This window comes from Haladaptatus sp. SPP-AMP-3, from assembly GCF_049568665.1.
Taxonomy (GTDB): Archaea; Halobacteriota; Halobacteria; order Halobacteriales; family Haladaptataceae; genus Haladaptatus; species Haladaptatus paucihalophilus.
On the sequence record NZ_CP145897.1, the window covers coordinates 1,526,387 to 1,545,090 of the forward strand.

The window sequence follows — 18,704 nt, forward strand, 5'->3', positions numbered from 1 at the left end:
GGTGAGGAGAAGTCCTACGCGACGATGATGTCGTCACCGGGTCCGGACGACTCCTCTTCTTCTGTGTCGTCCTTGGACTCGTCAGATTTAGCCTCTTCGTCCTGCGCCGAGTCCGATTTTGCGTCCGCGTCCGCCGTTTCCTGTGCCTGCTCCAATTCTCGGATTCGCTGGTTCGCGTCCACGAGTTCCTCCGTCAGGCCACGAATCGTCGCTTCCAGTTCTTCCATTCGAGATTCGAGTGAGCCGATACGGTCGCGCTGGCTAGTCATATAACGTATGCGTGACGGTTTATCAATAAATGTGCGTCAGACATGCGGCAGACAGTCGTGTGAATCCGACCAAACGTGACAACTGAGCCGAACCAATACCGGTAGACGACGGTTTCCACGACCCTGTTGCGTTCGTGTCGTCAATCCGCCACAACACCATTACAATAGCAGGTTGAGCGCCGAACCGTGAACCGACGGCAAGCACTCACAGTGGTTGGAACAGGGCTTTCCGGTGGCATAGCGGGGCGTCTGTCCTCGGTTCAAGTCGGGGTGACAAATGGAGAACAGAAAGCCGAATCGACGAACAGTGCCTCCGAAGGGTCCGGACCGAAGAAACGAGACATCCGAACGCTTTCCATCGGAGAGACGGCAACGCTGAACGGGGGCATACACGTCACCGTCGAAGAGGTCGAATTCAAAGACCAATACGTCAGGCGAGGTTCGGCGGGCACGCCTGCGAGGGGAAAGCAGTTCGCCATCGTCCCCATCGAGACGAGAAACGAAGGCGAGGAGAAACACGAGTTGCCGAGAGCGATAACCCTGAAACTCAAAGCGAACGGGGAGAGTTACTCCACGACGAGCTACACCGGCAGCGAGTACACGCGGTATCGCTACCGAGGCGGGCAGAGCAAGCCAGGTGCGATACGCGACGGGGAACTACGCTTCGAAATCCCGAAGTCGGTATCACAGTCGGAACTCACCGTCCAGTGGACGTATACGGAACTGAACCATCCGGTAGTCATCAGATGGCGAGGAAATTAAACGCCACAGAGAAATCGATGCAGGAGTTTCACCGCGTTCCGTTCGTGAGAGGCGTCGTTGGAAGCGTCCCGTAGGCTTTTAACGCTCACCCGACCAACCAGTCTGTAATGACTGCTCAGGCTGTCCAAGAGGGCGAACACGTGGCCGTTATCGGCCTCGAAATCCACGTCCAACTGGAAACGGACACGAAGATCTTCTGCGGGTGTTCGACCGACCAAGGCGACGCCGAACCAAACACCTACACCTGTCCGGTCTGTCTCGGATTGCCGGGGTCGCTTCCGGTGCTGAACGAGGCGGCCGTGGAGTACGCCGTCAAGGTCGGCAAAGCCATCGACGCCGACATCCCCGAGGAGACGACCTTCCACCGGAAGAACTACTTCTACCCCGACCTTCCGAAGGGATTCCAGATCACCCAGTACGATGCGCCCATCTGTCAGGACGGCGAACTGGAGTTCAGCTTCGAGGGTGAAACCCGAACGGTCGGCATCCACCGCGCGCACCTCGAAGAGGATCCCGGCAGTCTCCGGCACGTTCGGGACGGAACGGGCGACATCGAAACCCGGACCGTCGGCATCGACCGCGCCGACTACACCCTCGTCAACTACAACCGCGCCGGGACGCCGCTGATGGAAATCGTCACCGAACCCGACTTCCGCGAACCCGGCGAGGTCGTCTCCTTCCTCGAAAAGCTGGAGGAAGTGCTCGAATATCTCGGTGCCTTCGACTCGACGCGAGACGGTAGCCTGCGCATCGACGCCAACCTGTCCATCATTCCCGAGGAGGACGTTGCGGAAGACGGGTCGATTCCCGAGGACGTTCTCGCGGAGGCGAACCGGACCGAAGTCAAGAACATCTCGAGCCACAAAGGGGCCGAAAGCGCGCTGGCCTACGAGGAGAGTCGACAGAAAAATCTCATCCGCCGCGGAAAGGCCATCGAACAGGAGACGCGCCACTTCAACGAAACGCACGGTTCCACGGTTTCGATGCGCTCGAAGGAAGCGGAGAAGGACTACCGTTACTTCCGCGAAGAAGACCTACCGCCGCTCCGAGTGAGCGACTGGAAGCAGAAACTCGAAATCCCGGAACTGCCGGACGCCCGACGCGAACGGTTCCGCGAGGAGTACGGACTGAACAAGGAAGCCGCGAGCAAGCTCACGTCGAGCAAGCAGGTCGCCGACTTCTACGAGGACGTGGCCGAGGAGTTCGACCCCGACCTCGCCGCGGCGTGGGTTGCCGACAGTTTGCTTGGCGAACTCAACTACCGCGACATGGAAATCACGGATGTTGAGGGACGCCTCGGGGAGTTCAAGAACCTCATTCGACTGGTGGCCGAGGACGAGATTACGGCCAAGAACGCGGAAGAGACGGTTCTCCGCGAGATGCTGGACGATGGCGACGACCCGGAGACCATCATCGACCGCGAGGGACTCGGCAAGGCCGACTCGGGCGAAGTCGAGCAGGCCGTAACGGAAGCCATCGAGGAGAACCCAGACACGGTGGAGGATTACCACGCCGGGGAAGGCGGCGCTATCAACTTCCTCGTCGGACAGGTTATGCAGAAGACCGGCGGCAGCGCCGATCCAGGAAGCGTGAACGGCATGCTCCGCGAACGACTGGACGAGTAACGAACAGGCGACGTGGAAACGACCGCGAGGGGAGCGTCGCACGCCCGCCTCGACCCCTTCGCGGCAATCGGCTACGGCATGTCGGCGGTTGGTTTCTTCTTTCGATTTAAACCTACGTGTGGTTCTCGGAACGAGACGGTTGAATTGATCCTCCGGACCAAGCGGTGAGTCGGGTTTCTCGACGGCCACGGACACTAATCCCGCTCCGCCCGTGGTTCCCCTATGGCCGGTTTCGTGGGGAGCGCGCAAGCCTTCATTCAGCAGTACGGCCTGGTCGCGGTTTTCGTCTACATGTTCCTCGAATCGGCGTTGCTGTTGCACTTCACGCCGAGCGAGGTCGTCCTGCCCTTCGCCGCCGCGCTGCTGGTGCACGGACCGATTGGCTTTCTGTGGTTCGTCGTCGTTGCGACGGCGGGGGGTACCGCGGGAGGCGTCTTCGCCTACTACGTCTTCGGACGCGGCGGCGAGTACGTCCTGACGCGGTACGGGTCGTCCCTCCATCTCTCGGCGGACGGTCTCGAACGCGGTCAGCGCGTCTTCCGTCGCTGGGGGGAGAGCACCGTCTTCTTCTGCCGACTGCTTCCCGTCCTCCGGGCGGTCATCAGCGTCCCGGCGGGACTATCCGAGATGTCGTTTCGTCGCTTCCTGCTTTACACCGCCTCGGGAACCACCGTTTTCGTGACCTCGCTGACGTACCTGGCGTACACGGGAGCGCAAGCCGGAACCCCCGTTCACCGCGCGCTCACCGCGCTTCTCAGAATTCTCGCGCTCGACGTTCGATACGCGAGAACCCACGTTTCGGTCGTTCTTTCGCTGGCTGTTCTGCTGGTCGCCGCGCTCGTGGTCGTGTGGACACACAGAGAATGGGTTCGTGCGAACCCGACTGCGGCGAAGGCGGTCGTCCTTCGTGTCGTCGGTGTCGTCGGGACCGCACTCGGGTTGTTGTTCGTCACGAGCGCGATGAGCGTCCCCGTCGCGGCGTACTCGCTGGTCACGTGGATATGGAACGACCCGCGATTTCTGGTCGCCTCGCTCGGGTTGTCGCCGCGGGCGGCGCTGGTCTCGACCGGACTGGGCGTTCTTATTGCGACGTTCGTCGTCTACGAGGGCGGGAAACGCGTCCCGGTGAGCGCGGTCAGACGGTTCGATCTGAGGGACTAACGACGGCAAACGACGTCAGTGGCCGGAATGATTCTTACCAGTCCGGGTCGTTCGCTGGGACGGAAGATGGATGCACGAGGTCGGAAAGTGAACGTCCGGTCCGTCGTTCTCGGTCTCCTCGCATCGGTTCTCGTCCTCGCCCTCATCGTCTCGTTGGTCGGCGTCTCGGCGGTCGTGGGCGCGCTCAACGCCGCGAAACCCAGCGTCATCGTCGCCATCGTCGTTGCCGTTCTGCTCTGGCTGACGGCGTGGAGTTCCGCGCTTCACGTCGTGCTGTCGGTGCTCGGATATCCCCAGTCTCGTCTCCGGACGCTGCTGGTGTATTCGAGTATCGTCTTCGCCAACAGCGTGACGCCGTTCGCACAGGCCGGTGCGGAACCGCTCGCCGCGCTGTTCGTCTCCCGGGCGACGGACGCGGAGTACGAAACGGGGCTATCGGTCGTCGTGAGCGTCGATACCATCAACCTGCTTCCGTCGGTCGGGTTCGCTGCCATCGGCTTCGCGTACTTCGCGGTTCGTTCGGCGCTGAATCCACGACTCGAACTCGCAGTCGTCCTATTCCTCGCCGTCGCCGTCGTCGTGGCCGCCGTCGCGCTGTTCGGGTGGCGGGCGCGGGACACCATCGCGACGTCCCTCGTCGGCGCTCTGTCGTCGCTCCTCGAAACCGTCGACCGACGGACGCCGTTAGCTATCGACCTACCGGAGCGGGAACTGGAGCGCCGGGTCATGTTGTTTGTCTCGAACGTAGAGCGAATCGCGCGGACACCCCGTCTGCTCGCTGTCGGAGTGTTCTTCTCGGCGGTCGGGTGGCTGTTCTTGGCCGCTACCCTTTGGCTGTCGCTCTACTCGCTCGGATACGCGATTCCGGTCGAAGCGCCGCTGTTCATCGTGCCGTTGGCGATGACGGCGAGCGTGACGCCCCTTCCCGGCGGATTCGGCGGCGTCGATGCCGCGTACATCCTTCTCCTGGGTGGATTAACGAACGTGTCGCTCCCGTCGATAACGGCGGCGCTGCTCGTCTACCGGGCGGCGACGTATCTGCTCCCCATCGTCCTCGGGGGAACCGCCGTCACGATTCTCGAAACGAGTCGGCGGTGAAGTTCGACACAATACCACATGGGTTCGCTACGGAACGGTATTGTTCGACAATAATAATATTGAATCCATCAGCCATGAAAAAATTAATTATGGAGAACGAAGAAGGGGTTATCGAATGTTCGATTGGCTAGCCAATACCATCCTCTCGTTCGTCGTGAAATACGGGTATTTGGCAGTCTTCATCTATCTAACGCTCGAAACGGCGTTCATCCTCCACTTCGCGCCGAGCGAAATCGTCGTCCCGTTCGCGGCCACGCAACTCGTCCACGACCCGATGTCATTCGGGTTCTTCGTCGCGGTTTCCACCGCCGGAGCGACCGCCGGGAGCCTCCTCGGGTACTACGCGTTCGGGAAGAACGGCAAGGCGGCGCTCGACCGGTACGGACACGTCCTTCACGTCACCGAGTCGGATTTGGAGCGAAGCCAACGCTGGTTCCGACGGTGGGGCCGGAGTTCCGTTCTCTGGGGTCGGATGCTCCCGTTGATGCGCGCCATCATCTCGATTCCGGCCGGAATCGCCGAGATGGACGTGCGAACCTTCACCGTCTACTCCGCGAGCGGTTCGCTCGTGTTCAACGTGTTTCTCACGTACCTCGTCTACGAAGGGTCCGGGGAAACCTCGCCGCTCGATTGGGCCGTCACGACGATTTCGACCACGGTCACGCCGTACATCGGGGGAATCGGAGGAAACTGGGTCGTCATCGCGGGCATCGGCGTCGTCCTCGCGGTTGGAACCGCGGGCGTCTGGCTCGCTCGCGAACACCTCACCCGAGAAGTCGCCTCACAACGGTGAAAACGAGCCCGATTCGCCCGCTTTTGTCCGGGCAGAAACGTGGCCGAGGACGGGTGGATTCTCCGACCGATCAATTTATTTCGATAATTTGGAGAAAAATATATTCCTCTGTAGTCCCGCCATATAATTGCAGATGCCATCCAGACGCAATATACTAAAGAAAGTCGGGGCGACGGGAACGGCGGCGGTGACCATCAGCGGCCTCTCGGGGTCAGCGGCGGCGACGCCCGGTTCCATCCCGTCGAACTATCTGACCGAGTACCAACAGACGGGAAGCGACTACGGAATCGACTGGACGTATCTCGCTGGCGTCGGCTGGGTCGAGACCCAACACGGCCAGTACGAGGCGGGGTGCGACACCTCGTCCGCCGGGGCGAAAGGCCCGATGCAGTTCATGCCCTCGACGTGGGACTACTACGGCGTCGACGGGAACGGCGACGGCGTGGCCGACATCTGTGACTATCAGGACGCGATTCCGGCCGCCGCCTACTACCTGACGGACAACGGCGCGCCCGACGACTGGGACAGCGCACTCTACGCCTACAACCACAGCTGGTCGTACGTCAGCGACGTGAAGGACGCCGCGGCGTACTACCGCGACACCTACGGCGGCGGCGGTGGCGGTGACAAATTCGTCGACGGCGACCGAGTAACGCCGACGGCCGACCTGAACACGCGGGAACAGCCCGGAACCGGTCAGCCAATCGTCGCGACCATCTCACCCGGCGAGGTCGGCGAAATCATGAACGGTCCGACGGACAAAGGCGGCTACACGTGGTGGGGCGTCCACTGGCTCGACCGCGGCGTGTGGGGCTGGTCGGTCGAGCGGTATCTCACCGACGCGTGAGGATTCGAAGCACCGTTCCCGTTTTTTGATGACCGCGCCGACGTTCCGACCGCTCAGTCCGCGGTCGTCGGTTGTCGCTCCTCGTCCTCCAACACGCCCTGTCGCCAGGTGCCGAGGCTGAACCAGAGGACGCCGACGACGAACGACCCGATGGCCGAAATCGACCACGCCCACCAGAGACCGTTGACGCCCCACGAAAGCCCGGAGAGGGTGAGCGGACCGAGTTGTAGCGTCCACTGGTAGGCGAGCAGTATCGCGACGGGTATCCGAAGCACCCAGCGCGAGAGGAACGAGAGCGCCATCGCGACCCCGGTGTTCCCCGCGCCGCGGAACCCGCCCTGAATCACCATCAGCCCGCCGAAGAAGGCGAGAAACGGCCCGATGACTTCGAGGAAGTGAGTTCCGACGCGGACCACCGCTGGGTCGTCCGTGAACACGCTGATGGCGACATCGGGAAAGAGCACCATCAATCCGCCAGCGCCGAACAGCACCACTAACGTTCCGATGGTCGCCTTCCGCGTCACCTCGGCCGCGCGGTCGGGCGTCTCCGCTCCGAGGTTCTGACCGACGCCGGTCGCGGCGGCCTGTCCGACCGCCCCCGAAACCGTCCACGAGACGGACATCATTCGAACGCCGACGCCGTAGGCGGCGGTCGGCACCGGTCCGAACCGAGCGACCAACGCGGCCATCGCCACGGCGGCGAAACTCCGCGCCGCCCCGTCGATGGTCGCGGGATAGCCGACCGTGACGAGTCGTTTCAGCACCGGCCAGTCGGGACGGAGGTCGTCGAGTCGAAGTCGGATTCCCCAATCTCCCTGCAGGAGGACGTACACGCCGACGACGGCGGCGAACACGCGAGCGACGAGCGTGGCGACCGCCGCACCTTGCGTTCCCATCGGGTCGAATGGGCCGTAGCCGAGGATGAGTATCGGGTCGAGGACGACGTTCATCCCGGCGGAGATAACCATCAACCACATCGCGGTTCGAGTGTCGCCAGCACCGCGGAGAACCGCCCTGAAGACGAAAAACAGGAACGTGAACGGGATGGAGATGAACAGGACTTCGATGTACTGGAGCGCCTGCACGTAGACCGGCCCTTCCGCACCGACGAGCGTGAGGAGTTGCGAGCGGAACGCGTAACCGAACGCGGCGAGGGCGACCCCGGCGAGGACGGTGAGCAGGGTCGTCTGTGCGACCACGTTGTCCGCGGCCCGGTCGTCACCGGCACCGATATGCTGTGACACCAGCGCGACCGACGACGCGGTGAGTCCCATGGCGAGCGAGACGAACAACCACGAGGTCGGGAACATGAGCGAGACGGCCGCAACCGCGTTGGTTCCGACCCGGCCGACCCAGAACATGTCCGCGAGGTTGTAAAACGTCTGGAGGAGGTTACCGACGACCAGGGGCCACGCCAGCGTCACCAGTTTGGGCGTGATGGCACCGTCGGTCATATCGACGCGTCCTGTAGGTCGCCCGGACATAAACGTTTCAGAGCAACGGTCGAACGGTCCTTAAACGAACGTATCCCGTCCGCTCTCTGCCGGTTTCTCGAGAGTACAGACTACTGAATCTCGCGGAGGACGTGTTGAAACTCGCGGTGGTCGCCGACTTCGAGGGACGAGTCGAGACTGCGGCGGACGGACTCGATTTCCGTTTCGAGCGAAACGAACTCGTCGTTCTCCTGCAAATCGTCGTATGAGTGCTCCGCCAAGAGGTTGGCGTGCGTCGAAACGAGCGAATAGTAGTGCGTCAACGTCTCCGCGTACTGTGCCCGACGGTACAGCGCCTCGACCGTCCGTCGAATGGTATCGCCATCGACGGGTTTCGTGATGTACTCGTCGAACGACATATCGATGATATCGTAGTCGGGTGCCACCGCGGTGATTATGGCGACGCGACAGTCGTACGCCTGTGCACGAATGCGTTTGAGGACCTTGGAGCCGCTCAACGTCGGCATTTTCCGGTCGAGAAGAACCACATCGATATCCTCTCCTCGCCGGTCGAGCACTGTGAGGGCCTCCTGTCCATCGTGTGCAACGTGTGTCCGATAGGCGGAGAGCCACTCCTCGTAGAGCGTGGTCACCTCCACCTCATCGTCCACGATTAGCACACAGATATTCCCATCTGCATTCATATTATAACCGTGTAGTGGTAGAGATAATCAATCAGATGCACATATATCTTTGGTTTCTTAGGTTACAGCTCTGGAACATTCGCGAAGGCGAAGTGACTTTTCACGAGAGTGGAGCGTCCGCTGACAGTTGTGGGAACGAGAGGACGGCGACCGTACCGCGTGGGTTCGCGTCTTCGAACCACATCGAACCGTCGTACTGCTCCATCATCACCGAGACGAAGTAGAGACCGAACCCGATAGAACCGGTCGATTCGGACGTGACGTTGCGGTCGAACACCCGCGTTTTCATCTCCTCCGAGATACCGGGTCCGTCGTCCTCGATTTCGACCCGGACAACCTCCTCCGACCGCCGTGTCCGAACCACGAGCGACGGGTCGTCGCGGTCGTGATGTTCGATGGCGTTCAGTAGCACGTTTTCGACGACCTCGCCGAGCAGTTCGTTGCCGGAGACGGCCAATCCGTCTTCGATGTCGGCGTCGATACTCACGTTCGGGTACGTGTTCCGAACCTTCGTCACCCGCCTCGACAGCGCGTCGGAAAGGGACACGGATTCCAACGATACCGACTCGGAGTCCGTGACGGTCTGGCTGACGGACCGAACCTTCTCCGTCAGTTGTCCGATATCCTCGCTCCAGTTTCGGACCGTCTCGAAATACGACTCCCCGGTCTCCACGACGTGTGGTTCGAGGAGTTCGAGATTGCCGTTGACGACCGTAATGCCGTTCAGAATATCGTGCCGCAAGACGCCGTTGAAGAACTCTATCTGCTCGGTTCGTTCTTCGACCATCGCTTGACTCTTCCGAAGGTCGCGTTCGCGTTGTGCGCGGTCGAGGGCCGTCTCCGTCGTGCTCGCCAGGATACGGGCGAACCGTCGGTCGTTCTCGGTGAACGTCCGTTTTCGGGTGTCGCTTCCGACCGCGAGGACGCCGTGTTCGCCGAGCGGCAGCGATAGCAGACATCCGAGGGGGAGATACCCGTACGGCGGCTTCGAGAGTTGCTCGACGGATTCGTACACGACCGGCGTTCCGGATTCGTACACCGACCACATCGGGTCGGCATCGCGCGAGAACGTCAGTTCGCCGTCGAGACCGTCCCGCATGAGGTCGGTCATCGCAACCGACCGAAGGACCGCCTCGTCGTCTTCCGGGAAGAAGATGGACGAATAGGGGTGGTCCAACACCTCGTCGGCGGTTTGCACCGCGATTTCGGCGATCTCCTCCGGTCGCTCCGCGTTCATGAATCGCCGGGTCGCGGATTGAAGCGCGCGGAGCGTCTCTTCCCGCCGCTTCTGGCTCGTTATCTCGCGGAGGACGAATATGTCGCCGCGATGTGCGTCGTGGTGGTCGCGTATCGGCGTCGAGCGGGGGTCGTAGATGGGCGTTTCCCCGACAGGACCGCCGTCCGTCCGAACCGAAGACGGTGAAAACGGTTCGTCGCTCGAAACGGCGTCCAGCAGCCCCGGAACGACCGATTCGAGGTCACGACCGACGATGGCGTCGCCGTCGAACAACGGCTTCGCCGCCGGGTTGTACTCGACGATTCGCTCGTCTGCGACGACGATAACGGGGTCGTCCATCTCGGACAGGACGACCTCGGAGGCGAGCGGCGCAACGTTCAGAAAGTCGTACCGAAAGAGGGCGAGACAGTCCAAAATGGCGCTGGCGGCGAAGAAGACGGGCGTCAAGCCGAACGCGATGTTCAGATCGACGAACGAGAAAACGGCGGTCCCGACGAGGGGGAGCAGTCCCGCGAGGATGATGGCGACCGTCTGTTTTCGATAGAGTCGGTCGGCTTGGAGCAAGAACACGGTGAAAAATCCGAATCCGGTGACGAGAACGACGAACAGGTAGACGAGGTGGAAGTAGAACGACGGCGTGTGGACGACCGACAGGGCGGTGAGGCCGTCGCTCGTCACCAGCGCGGCACTGTCGTTCGCGAAGCCGTGATGGGGACTCGATAACGAAACAACGGTGTAGAGGACCGGTTCCGCCCAAATGAGCGGCAACGTCTTGCGCGTGACCCAATCGTGCCGACCGGTGTATTCGAGCGCGAAGGTCAACCAGAGGACGGGGATGGCGGTGACGCAAACCCCGATGAGCGTCGTCCAGAGACGGGCGCGAGCGAGCGACGTGCTCGTCAGTAGGAGGAGGGAAAAAACGCACCACCCGGTGACGGCGAGAATGAGCGAGGAAAAGAGCGTCGCCCCAGGAACGTCCCGATTCGACCACGCGTGTCGCGCGAGGACGAACCCGACACCGCCGCCGAGAGCGGTACCAGTGAGGACGACACCGCCGCCGAAGGTTATCGAATTGAACATATAAGAGTGGTTTTTTGTACAACACTACGACACATAGCAGTTTCTTCCATTATCACCCCGGATAATCGGGTGCGCGTCGTGGTTGCGGTGGAATCCTACTTTCTTTCGTTGGCGAAACGTTTACCAGCGCCATGGCCGTAGCCGAGGGCGATGACCGACGCGAACCGGGGTGGTGCGTAAGTGGAACTCATCATCACCGAGAAGGACAACGCCGCACGTCGAATCGCCGACATTCTCTCCGGCGAGAGTGCGGAGGCCGACCGACAGAACGGCGTCAACGTCTACAAGTGGGGCGGAAAGCGCTGCATCGGCCTATCGGGCCACGTCGTCGGAGTGGATTTTCCACCCGAGTACAACGACTGGCGCGACGTGGAACCGGTAGAACTCATCGACGCGAGCGTCGAGAAACAGCCGACGAAGGAGAACATCGTTCGGACGCTCCGCCTGCTCGCGCGTGATGCGAGTCGGGTGACGATTGCAACGGACTACGACCGCGAGGGCGAACTCATCGGGAAGGAAGCGTGGGAACTCGTCCGCGAGGTGAACGAGGACGTGCCCATCCAGCGCGTTCGGTTCTCCTCGATTACGAAAAACGAGGTCTCTTCTGCCTTCGAGAACCCGGACGAACTCGATTTCGATCTGGCGGCCGCGGGCGAAGCCCGACAGATAATCGACCTCATCTGGGGGGCCGCACTGACGCGATTCCTCTCGCTCTCGGCGCGACAACTCGGCAACGACTTCATCAGCGTCGGGCGGGTCCAGAGTCCCACGCTGAAGCTCATCGTGGACCGGGAACGCGAGATTCAGGCGTTCGACCCCGAGGAGTACTGGGAGATGTTCGCCGACCTGCAGAAGGACGACGAGACGTTCGAATCGCAGTACTTCTACCGCGACGAGGACGGCAACGAGGCGGAACGCGTCTGGGACGAGGAGACGGCCGAGAGGGCGTACGAAACCCTCGAATCGGCCACGCGGGCGACCGTCGATAGCGTCTCGCGGCGGACGCGAACCGATAGCCCGCCCGCGCCGTTCAACACGACGCAGTTCATTCGCGCGGCCGGGAGCCTCGGCTACTCCGCCCAGCGCGCGATGAGCATCGCGGAGGACCTCTACACCGCCGGGTACATCACGTACCCGCGGACCGACAACACCGTCTACCCGGACGATTTGGACCCCGAGGAACTGCTCGATACGTTCGTCGGAAACTACCACTTCGGCGACGACGCGGACGGCCTGCTCGAACAGGACGACATCGAACCGACCGAGGGCGACGAGGAGACGACCGACCACCCGCCGATTCATCCGACCGAGGACATCCCGACGAAGGGCGAGTTGGGCGACGACGAGTGGGACGTGTACGAACTCGTGGTTCGACGCTTCTTCGCCACCGTCGCCGAGTCGGCGAAGTGGGAACACCTCAAGGTGGTCTCCACGGTGGGCGACCTGACCCTCAAGGCGAACGGAAAGCGCCTCCTCAAAGAGGGCTACCACGCCGTCTACCCGTACTTCAACACCAGCGAGAACTACGTACCGAACGTAGAGGAAGGGGAAGACCTGTCCATCCTCGACACGCGAATTGAGGACAAACAGACCCAACCGCCGCGCCGGTACGGTCAGTCGCGGCTCATCGAGAAGATGGAGAAGATGGGAATCGGGACGAAATCGACCCGCCACAACACCATCCAGAAGCTCTACGACCGGGGCTACCTCGAAAGCGACCCGCCGCGACCGACCCGCCTCGCACAGGCGGTCGTGAAAGCTGCGGAGGATTACGCCGACCTCGTGGTGAGCGAGACTATGACCCGCGAACTCGAAGAGGACATGACCGCCATCGCGGAAGGCGAGGCGGACTTGGAGGACGTGGCCGACTCGTCGCGCGAAATCCTCGCGACGGTGTTCGACGAGTTGGAGGAGTCACGCGAGGAAATCGGCAAACAGCTCCAACAGTCGCTGAAAGAAGACAAGACGCTGGGGCCGTGTCCCGAGTGTGGAGAGGACCTGCTCGTGCGCCAGAGCAGGCGCGGGTCGTACTTCGTCGGCTGCGACGGGTATCCCGACTGTACCTACACGCTCCCGCTGCCGAACAAGGGCAAACCGCTCATCTTGGACGAGACGTGCGAGGACCACGACCTCCGCGAGGTAAAGATACTCGCCGGACGAGGCACCTTCGTCCACGGCTGTCCGCTCTGCAAGGCGGAGGAGGCCGAGGAAGCCGAGGACGAGGTTATCGGGGAGTGTCCCGAATGCGGCGAGGAACACGGCGGCGAACTCGCCATCAAAAAGCTCCAGACCGGTTCCCGACTCGTCGGGTGTACGCGATATCCCGACTGTGACTACTCGCTGCCGCTCCCCCGCCGGGGCGAAATCGAAGTGACCGACGAGCGGTGCGAGGAACACGACCTCCCGGAACTCGTCATCCACAACGACACCGAGCAAAGCTCGGCTGGCCAATCGGACGAGTCCGATGACGGGGACGAACCGTGGGAACTCGGCTGCCCCATCTGCAACTACGAGGAGTTCAAACAGCGCGAACGCAAGAGCGGGCTCGAAGTCATCGACGGCATCGGCGCGAAGACAGCCGAAAAGCTCGCCGAGGCCGGTATCGACACCATCGACGACCTGAAGGACGCCGAGGCCGAGACGGTCGCCGAGCAGGTCAACGGCGTCAGCGAAGATAGATTGCGAAACTGGCAGGCGAAAGCGGACTGAAGACAAAGTTAGATTTTCAGCGCTGGTCGTGATTTTTCACGCGTCTTTGCGCCGTGAGCATCACTGTACCCGGGATGTACGAGCGTCGATATCGCGGTGGGCGTCACCGGCAGGCCGTGGAAGTCGCGGAGACCTAAGGGGATGTAGCGCTGCCTCGTCCCGCGAACTGCTTCATGACCCGTCCTTCGGCCCGGTGAAGTAACCTGCTCGCGGCGGATTTGTGGATGCCGAGGATCTCGGCCAACTCGGTGAGCGAACAGGAGCGAGGGGAATCGTAGTATCCCCGCCCGACCGCTTCGGTGACGATGTGCCATTGGCGCTCCGTGAGCAGCGTGTCCGATTCGTGCGACTGTTCCAGCGACGTGACGTGATACGGGATGTCGCTGGTCGCCAACTCGCTCACGTAGTTCGACAGCCGTTCGTGTGGGGCCGTCACCGTCACGGAAAACCAGCCGTCCCGAAGGACGGTGGGATAACGCGAAACGTTGTCCGACCCGCGGAGTGCGTCGTAGAGGTCCGTCACTACGGTCGTGAACTGAACCAACACCAGTCGGTCGTCCTGATAGACGGTTTCGGACGACAGCACTTCCTCCGCCGCCTCGAATCGCCGAACGAATCGTTCACCATCCTCCGTTCTCGCTTCGAGGAGGGCGAGCGCGTCGTCCTCCCGCGGTTGCGTGGCCAGCAGTCGAAACTCGCTTTCCGGGAAGTCGGTCGAGAGGTCGGCCAACCAATCGTCCACCGCCGCCCCGTCGATTCGCAGTTGAACCGTCGGCATGCTCGGAGGTCGGCGGCGAAGCAATATGAATGTAGCAACATGTTGCGCCGCGGACGCAGGACGCTTCCGAACCTACCGCGAGTGTGGTCGCGATGAAACACACCCACGAAATCAAGGAGGAACGAAAATGACGACCGAAACGACAAAACTACAGGAGAACAAGCGACTCGCCCGGAGCATCCCGGAACGGGTGTTCGCGGAGGGGGACCCCGACCTGCTGGACGAACTGTACGCCGAGAACGCTATCGAGCACAATCCGTTCGGAGACATACACGGACGGGCGGCGATTCGGGAATCGTACGAAGGGTTCATGGCCGCGTTCCCGGACATCGAACAGAACGTCGAGGACATCGTCGCCGAGGGCGACACGGTTGCCATGCGGCTCACCGCCCGCGGAACCCACGAGGGGCCGATGATGGGCCTCGAACCGACCGGGAGGGAAATCGAAGTCCAACAGACGGTGTTCACCCACATCGAGGACGGCGAAATCGTCGAACGATGGCTCCACCCGGACAACCTCGGCATGCTCCAGCAACTCGGCGTCGTGGAATCCGAATTCCTGTAGACGGATTTCCGCCGGGGTTTCGAACGGGTGAGAAACCGCAGAGTCAGCCAACGACACAACCGCCAGAAACGCGCATTTTCACAACCGCGGGGATCAGTTAACTCACCGAAAGACATGCGGTCTTTCGAGCCATCAAAATCGCCGTGCAATTTTGAGACTCCGGAAAATCGGAGATTTTCCGGGGCGACGAATCCCTGAAAGGGTGAGGAGCGCTTTTGATCGACCTTTTGCTGCGGTCGCAGGCGGAAGTGACGACGTGTGTCGTCACTTCCGCTGTCTCCCTGGCAAAAGGTCGTTCCGAAGCTGTTTTAGCCGGGAGTTTTGAAAGGAACCCTATGACTGCGCCATGGGACGACTGGGACCATATAACTAAACTCGATCCGGACAAGAGCCTCGCGGATGGCGATACGTTCGCCGACGTGTGCGCGACGGGGACGGACGCGCTCGAAATCGGTGGCACGCTGGATATGACGCAGGATAAGATGCAGCGGGTCATCGACGCCTGTGCCGAGTACGACGTGCCGCTCTATCAGGAGCCGAGTAACCCGGCCGTGGTCGTGGAGAGCGACGCGCTGGACGGCTATCTCGTCCCGACCGTGCTGAACACGCGGGACGTGGCGTGGATTGCCGGACTCCACAAGGAGTGGATTCGGATGGCGGACGTGGACTGGTCGGAGACGCACACGGAGGGCTACATCATCCTGAACCCCGAGGCGAGCGTCGCGGAATACGCCGACGCCGATTGCGACCAGACGCCGGAGGACGTGGCGGCCTACGCCGAACTCGCGGAGAAGATGCTCGGCCAGCAGATAATTTACATCGAGTGCTCGGGCACGTTCGGCGACCCGGAAACCGTGAAGATGGCACAGGAAGCGTTGGACGAGGCGACGCTGTTCTACGGCGGCGGCATCCACGACTACGAATCGGCGAACACGATGGCGGCGCACGCCGATATCGTGGTCGTCGGCGACCTCGTGCACGACGAGGGCGTCGAGGCCGTCCGCGAGACGGTCAAAGGTGCGAAAGACGCGAAGAAGGCGCGCGCGGAATCGGCGTAAGGAGCTTAGACGTACGAGAGTTCGTTTTCCGTCGGTAATTCGGAGTAGTGGCGACGCTGGAGGGCGGGCGACGCCAATTGGGAGCGGAGACGACGATTGTGAGTGGAAACGACGCAAATAACCGAAAAGCGCTGACGGTCGTGAATTAGAGATTTGAATATTCATGAACGGAATATTCATATATTCATAGAAAGGATATACAGTCGGGATACACATGTCCGCACTCGAAACGGTCGGTCTGACGAAGTACTACGGAGAGACGCGGGGTATCGAAGACCTGACGCTCTCCGTCGAATCGGGCGAGGTGTTCGGCTACCTCGGACCGAACGGAGCCGGGAAGACGACGACGATTCGGACGCTGCTCGGATTCATCGCCCCGACGGACGGGGAGGCGACGGTGCTCGGGTACGACGTGCGCGACGAGCGTGCGCTCATCGAAGCGAAAAAACGCATCGGCTACCTGCCGAGCGACCCCGGATTCGACGAGGGCGCGACCGGAACGCAGTTTCTGGACTACCAAGCGTCGCTGAAGGGCGACGACCGACGGGAGGAATTACTCGAACTCTTCGACGCACCCGTCGAGCGGGCCATCGAGGAGTACTCGCGGGGGAACAAACAGAAACTCGCCATCGTCTCGGCGTTCATGCACGACCCCGACCTCGTTATCATGGACGAACCGACCTCGGGACTCGACCCGCTGATGCAAGAGCGGTTCTACGACTTCCTCGAGGACGAGCAGGAGCGTGGAGTGACGTTCTTCTTTTCGAGTCACATCTTGAGCGAGGTTCGGAAGGTCTGTGACCGCGTGGGCATCATCCGCGACGGAAATCTCGTCACGACCGAGGACGTGGAAACGCTCCTCGACCGGAACGGCAAGCGCGTGCGGCTTCGAACGAACGAACCGGTGGCCCGCGAGGAGTTCGAGTTCGCGGGCGTCCACGACCTCGTGCTCGACGGCGCTGTGCAATTCACCTACACGGGGGAGTACGACGTGCTCTTGGACCACCTGTCCGACTATCACGTCGTCGACGTCGATATCGAGGAAGCACCGCTCGACGAGGTGTTCATGCGGTTCTACGGCGGCGAAGCGAGCACTGATGAGGCGGGTGAAGTTCCCGCGAGCGAGGGAGGTGAAGTCGATGCTTGAAATCGCGCGCTACGAGTCCTCGCGGCGGGTCAAGGGAGCGGTCGCGTTGGCGGTGCTCCTCGGCGTGATGTCGATACTGTTCGTCGCCCTGTTCCCGTCCATCAAGTCCTCGGGGGCGAACATCGACGCGTACTGGAACAACCTCCCCCCGGCGATGAAGGCGGCCTTCGGCGCGTCGGGAGCGGGGTTCTCGCTGACGACGATGGAGGGATTCCTCGCCGTCGAACTGTACCAGTTCTTCTGGTTGCTCCTGCTCGGCGTCTACGTGGCGTACCTCGCCGGGAGCCTCATCGCCGGTGACGTAGAGCGCGACCGGATGGACATGCTCCTCGCCACTCCCGTCTCGCGTTCGAAGGTGCTGGTCGAGAAGTTCGTCTCGTTGCTCCCCACGCTCGTCATCCTCAACGTCATCGTGGGCATCGTGGTGTACGGGAGCGTCGTCGGCGTCGGCGAGTCGGTGTCGCTGGGCAATTTGGCCGTCGTGCACCTGCTCTCGATTCCGTACCTGCTTGCCTGTGGCGGCATCGGGCTCCTGCTGTCGGTGTTGTTCGACCGGGAGGACATCGCCCAGCGCGGGGGACTCGGGGCGGTGTTCGTGTTGTTCCTGCTCAACTCCGTCGGCGAATCGGCGGATATGGGCTGGCTCGGAGCCCTCAGCCCGATGCACTACTACGACCCGACGGCAATCCTCGTCTCCGGGACCTACGACTGGACGGGGGCGGGAATCCTGCTCGTCGGAATCGCGGCGTTGGTGTCCGTGAGCCTCGTCATCTTCCAACGGAAAGACGTCGCATGAAGGGGTTCGACGACACTGAGCGCGAGCGGATACGGGACCGGTTGATGGAAACGGGGACCGACCTGTTCGCTCGGTACGGGCTGAAAAAGACCACCATCTCCGACCTCACGAATCCGGTCGGAATCGCCAACGGGACGTTTTATCGATTTTTCGACTCCAAGGAGGAGCTCTACTTCGAAATTCTGCAACGCGAAGGGCACGAGACGGCCGACGACATCATCGCCAACTCGTTCGAGACGGAAGACGACCCCGAGCGCGCGATTCGACGTTTCATGACGCTGTTGGCCGATGAAATGGAGGAAAACCCGCTGTTCGAGCGGTTGGTCGCGGGCAACGAGTGGGAAGCCGTCTTACGGACGATGGACGGCATCTCGGAGGAGGAGTACGAATCGATGCGTGCCGCGTCGTTCGCCCACCTCCTCCCGTACGTCGAAGCGTGGCAGGCCGAGGGAAGCGTCCGCGACGGCGACCCGACCGCCATCGTGGGCGTGATGGGGTCGGTGAAGTTCCTCACGGCGTACCGGGAACAGCTCGGCGAGGAATACTACCCGGTCGTGCGCGACACGTTCGTCGAAACGGTCGCCGCCGGGTTGACGCGCCCGACGGGGGAAAACGAACGCGTTTAAGCACGTCCCGGAAGAA

Annotated in this window: 17 protein-coding genes; 12 read left to right on the plus strand and 5 right to left on the minus strand. The window is 61.8% G+C overall.

The genetic code is table 11. The features are described from left to right. Window positions 1-14: 14 nt before the first annotated feature. Entirely contained in the window at window positions 15-269 is a 255-nt protein-coding gene (locus V5735_RS08600) for a DUF7518 family protein (RefSeq protein WP_423745989.1), read from the minus strand. 270 nt (window positions 270-539) lie between these two features. On the opposite strand from V5735_RS08600, the gene V5735_RS08605 reads away from it, so the two are divergent. The 6 genes from V5735_RS08605 to V5735_RS08630 all read left to right on the plus strand — a co-directional run bounded on the left by V5735_RS08605 (window position 540) and on the right by V5735_RS08630 (window position 6,555). Further along, the gene (locus V5735_RS08605) at window positions 540-1,031 is read left to right on the plus strand and encodes a DUF4352 domain-containing protein (RefSeq protein ID WP_423745990.1); all 492 of its coding nucleotides are present in this window, start codon (window positions 540-542) and stop codon (window positions 1,029-1,031) included. A gap of 107 nt (window positions 1,032-1,138) precedes the next feature. Then, entirely contained in the window at window positions 1,139-2,656 is a 1,518-nt protein-coding gene (gene gatB, locus V5735_RS08610) for an Asp-tRNA(Asn)/Glu-tRNA(Gln) amidotransferase subunit GatB (protein ID WP_423745991.1), read from the plus strand. Between the two features lie 222 nt (window positions 2,657-2,878). Further along, window positions 2,879-3,817 carry a DedA family protein gene (locus tag V5735_RS08615; protein WP_423743153.1) on the plus strand — a complete coding sequence of 313 codons (939 nt, stop codon included), beginning with the start codon at window positions 2,879-2,881 and terminating at the stop codon, window positions 3,815-3,817. Between the two features lie 66 nt (window positions 3,818-3,883). Then, complete coding sequence (locus tag V5735_RS08620) at window positions 3,884-4,915, plus strand: lysylphosphatidylglycerol synthase transmembrane domain-containing protein (protein ID WP_423743154.1); 1,032 nt, start codon at window positions 3,884-3,886, stop codon at window positions 4,913-4,915. A gap of 115 nt (window positions 4,916-5,030) precedes the next feature. Then, the gene (locus V5735_RS08625; protein WP_423743155.1) at window positions 5,031-5,708 is read left to right on the plus strand and encodes a DedA family protein; all 678 of its coding nucleotides are present in this window, start codon (window positions 5,031-5,033) and stop codon (window positions 5,706-5,708) included. 133 nt (window positions 5,709-5,841) lie between these two features. Further along, the gene (locus V5735_RS08630; RefSeq protein WP_423743156.1) at window positions 5,842-6,555 is read left to right on the plus strand and encodes a lytic murein transglycosylase; all 714 of its coding nucleotides are present in this window, start codon (window positions 5,842-5,844) and stop codon (window positions 6,553-6,555) included. Between the two features lie 53 nt (window positions 6,556-6,608). Here the strand turns inward: V5735_RS08630 and V5735_RS08635 are convergent, their stop codons facing one another. The 3 genes from V5735_RS08635 to V5735_RS08645 form a co-directional block, all read right to left on the minus strand. Next, a complete protein-coding gene (locus V5735_RS08635) occupies window positions 6,609-8,039 on the minus strand; it encodes an MATE family efflux transporter (protein WP_423743157.1) in 1,431 nt (476 codons plus the stop codon). Between the two features lie 80 nt (window positions 8,040-8,119). Then, a complete protein-coding gene (locus V5735_RS08640) occupies window positions 8,120-8,668 on the minus strand; it encodes a response regulator (protein WP_423743158.1) in 549 nt (182 codons plus the stop codon). A gap of 124 nt (window positions 8,669-8,792) precedes the next feature. Beyond that, the gene (locus V5735_RS08645; protein WP_423743159.1) at window positions 8,793-11,009 is read right to left on the minus strand and encodes a histidine kinase N-terminal 7TM domain-containing protein; all 2,217 of its coding nucleotides are present in this window, start codon (window positions 11,007-11,009) and stop codon (window positions 8,793-8,795) included. A gap of 180 nt (window positions 11,010-11,189) precedes the next feature. Here V5735_RS08645 and V5735_RS08650 point away from each other — a divergent pair, with 180 nt between their 5' ends. Then, complete coding sequence (locus tag V5735_RS08650) at window positions 11,190-13,718, plus strand: DNA topoisomerase I (protein ID WP_423743160.1); 2,529 nt, start codon at window positions 11,190-11,192, stop codon at window positions 13,716-13,718. A 133-nt stretch (window positions 13,719-13,851) separates the two neighbouring features. Here V5735_RS08650 and V5735_RS08655 read toward each other — a convergent pair whose 3' ends face one another. Continuing rightward, window positions 13,852-14,496 (minus strand): helix-turn-helix domain-containing protein, encoded by a 645-nt coding sequence (locus tag V5735_RS08655; RefSeq protein WP_423743161.1) that lies wholly within the window; start codon window positions 14,494-14,496, stop codon window positions 13,852-13,854. 127 nt (window positions 14,497-14,623) lie between these two features. On the opposite strand from V5735_RS08655, the gene V5735_RS08660 reads away from it, so the two are divergent. The 5 genes from V5735_RS08660 (at window position 14,624) to V5735_RS08680 (ending at window position 18,688) form a co-directional block, all read left to right on the plus strand. Further along, window positions 14,624-15,061 carry an ester cyclase gene (locus V5735_RS08660; RefSeq protein WP_423743162.1) on the plus strand — a complete coding sequence of 146 codons (438 nt, stop codon included), beginning with the start codon at window positions 14,624-14,626 and terminating at the stop codon, window positions 15,059-15,061. A gap of 335 nt (window positions 15,062-15,396) precedes the next feature. Then, window positions 15,397-16,119, plus strand: a complete 723-nt coding sequence (locus V5735_RS08665; RefSeq protein ID WP_423743163.1) for a phosphoglycerol geranylgeranyltransferase — start codon at window positions 15,397-15,399, stop codon at window positions 16,117-16,119. A gap of 214 nt (window positions 16,120-16,333) precedes the next feature. After that, complete coding sequence (locus tag V5735_RS08670; protein ID WP_423743164.1) at window positions 16,334-17,266, plus strand: ABC transporter ATP-binding protein; 933 nt, start codon at window positions 16,334-16,336, stop codon at window positions 17,264-17,266. Further along, window positions 17,259-18,062, plus strand: coding sequence for an ABC transporter permease subunit (locus tag V5735_RS08675; protein ID WP_423743165.1), 804 nt, complete (start codon window positions 17,259-17,261; stop codon window positions 18,060-18,062). The genes V5735_RS08670 and V5735_RS08675 overlap by 8 nt, the downstream gene beginning before the upstream one ends. Next, complete coding sequence (locus V5735_RS08680) at window positions 18,059-18,688, plus strand: TetR/AcrR family transcriptional regulator (protein WP_423743166.1); 630 nt, start codon at window positions 18,059-18,061, stop codon at window positions 18,686-18,688. The genes V5735_RS08675 and V5735_RS08680 overlap by 4 nt, the downstream gene beginning before the upstream one ends. Window positions 18,689-18,704: the final 16 nt, after the last annotated feature.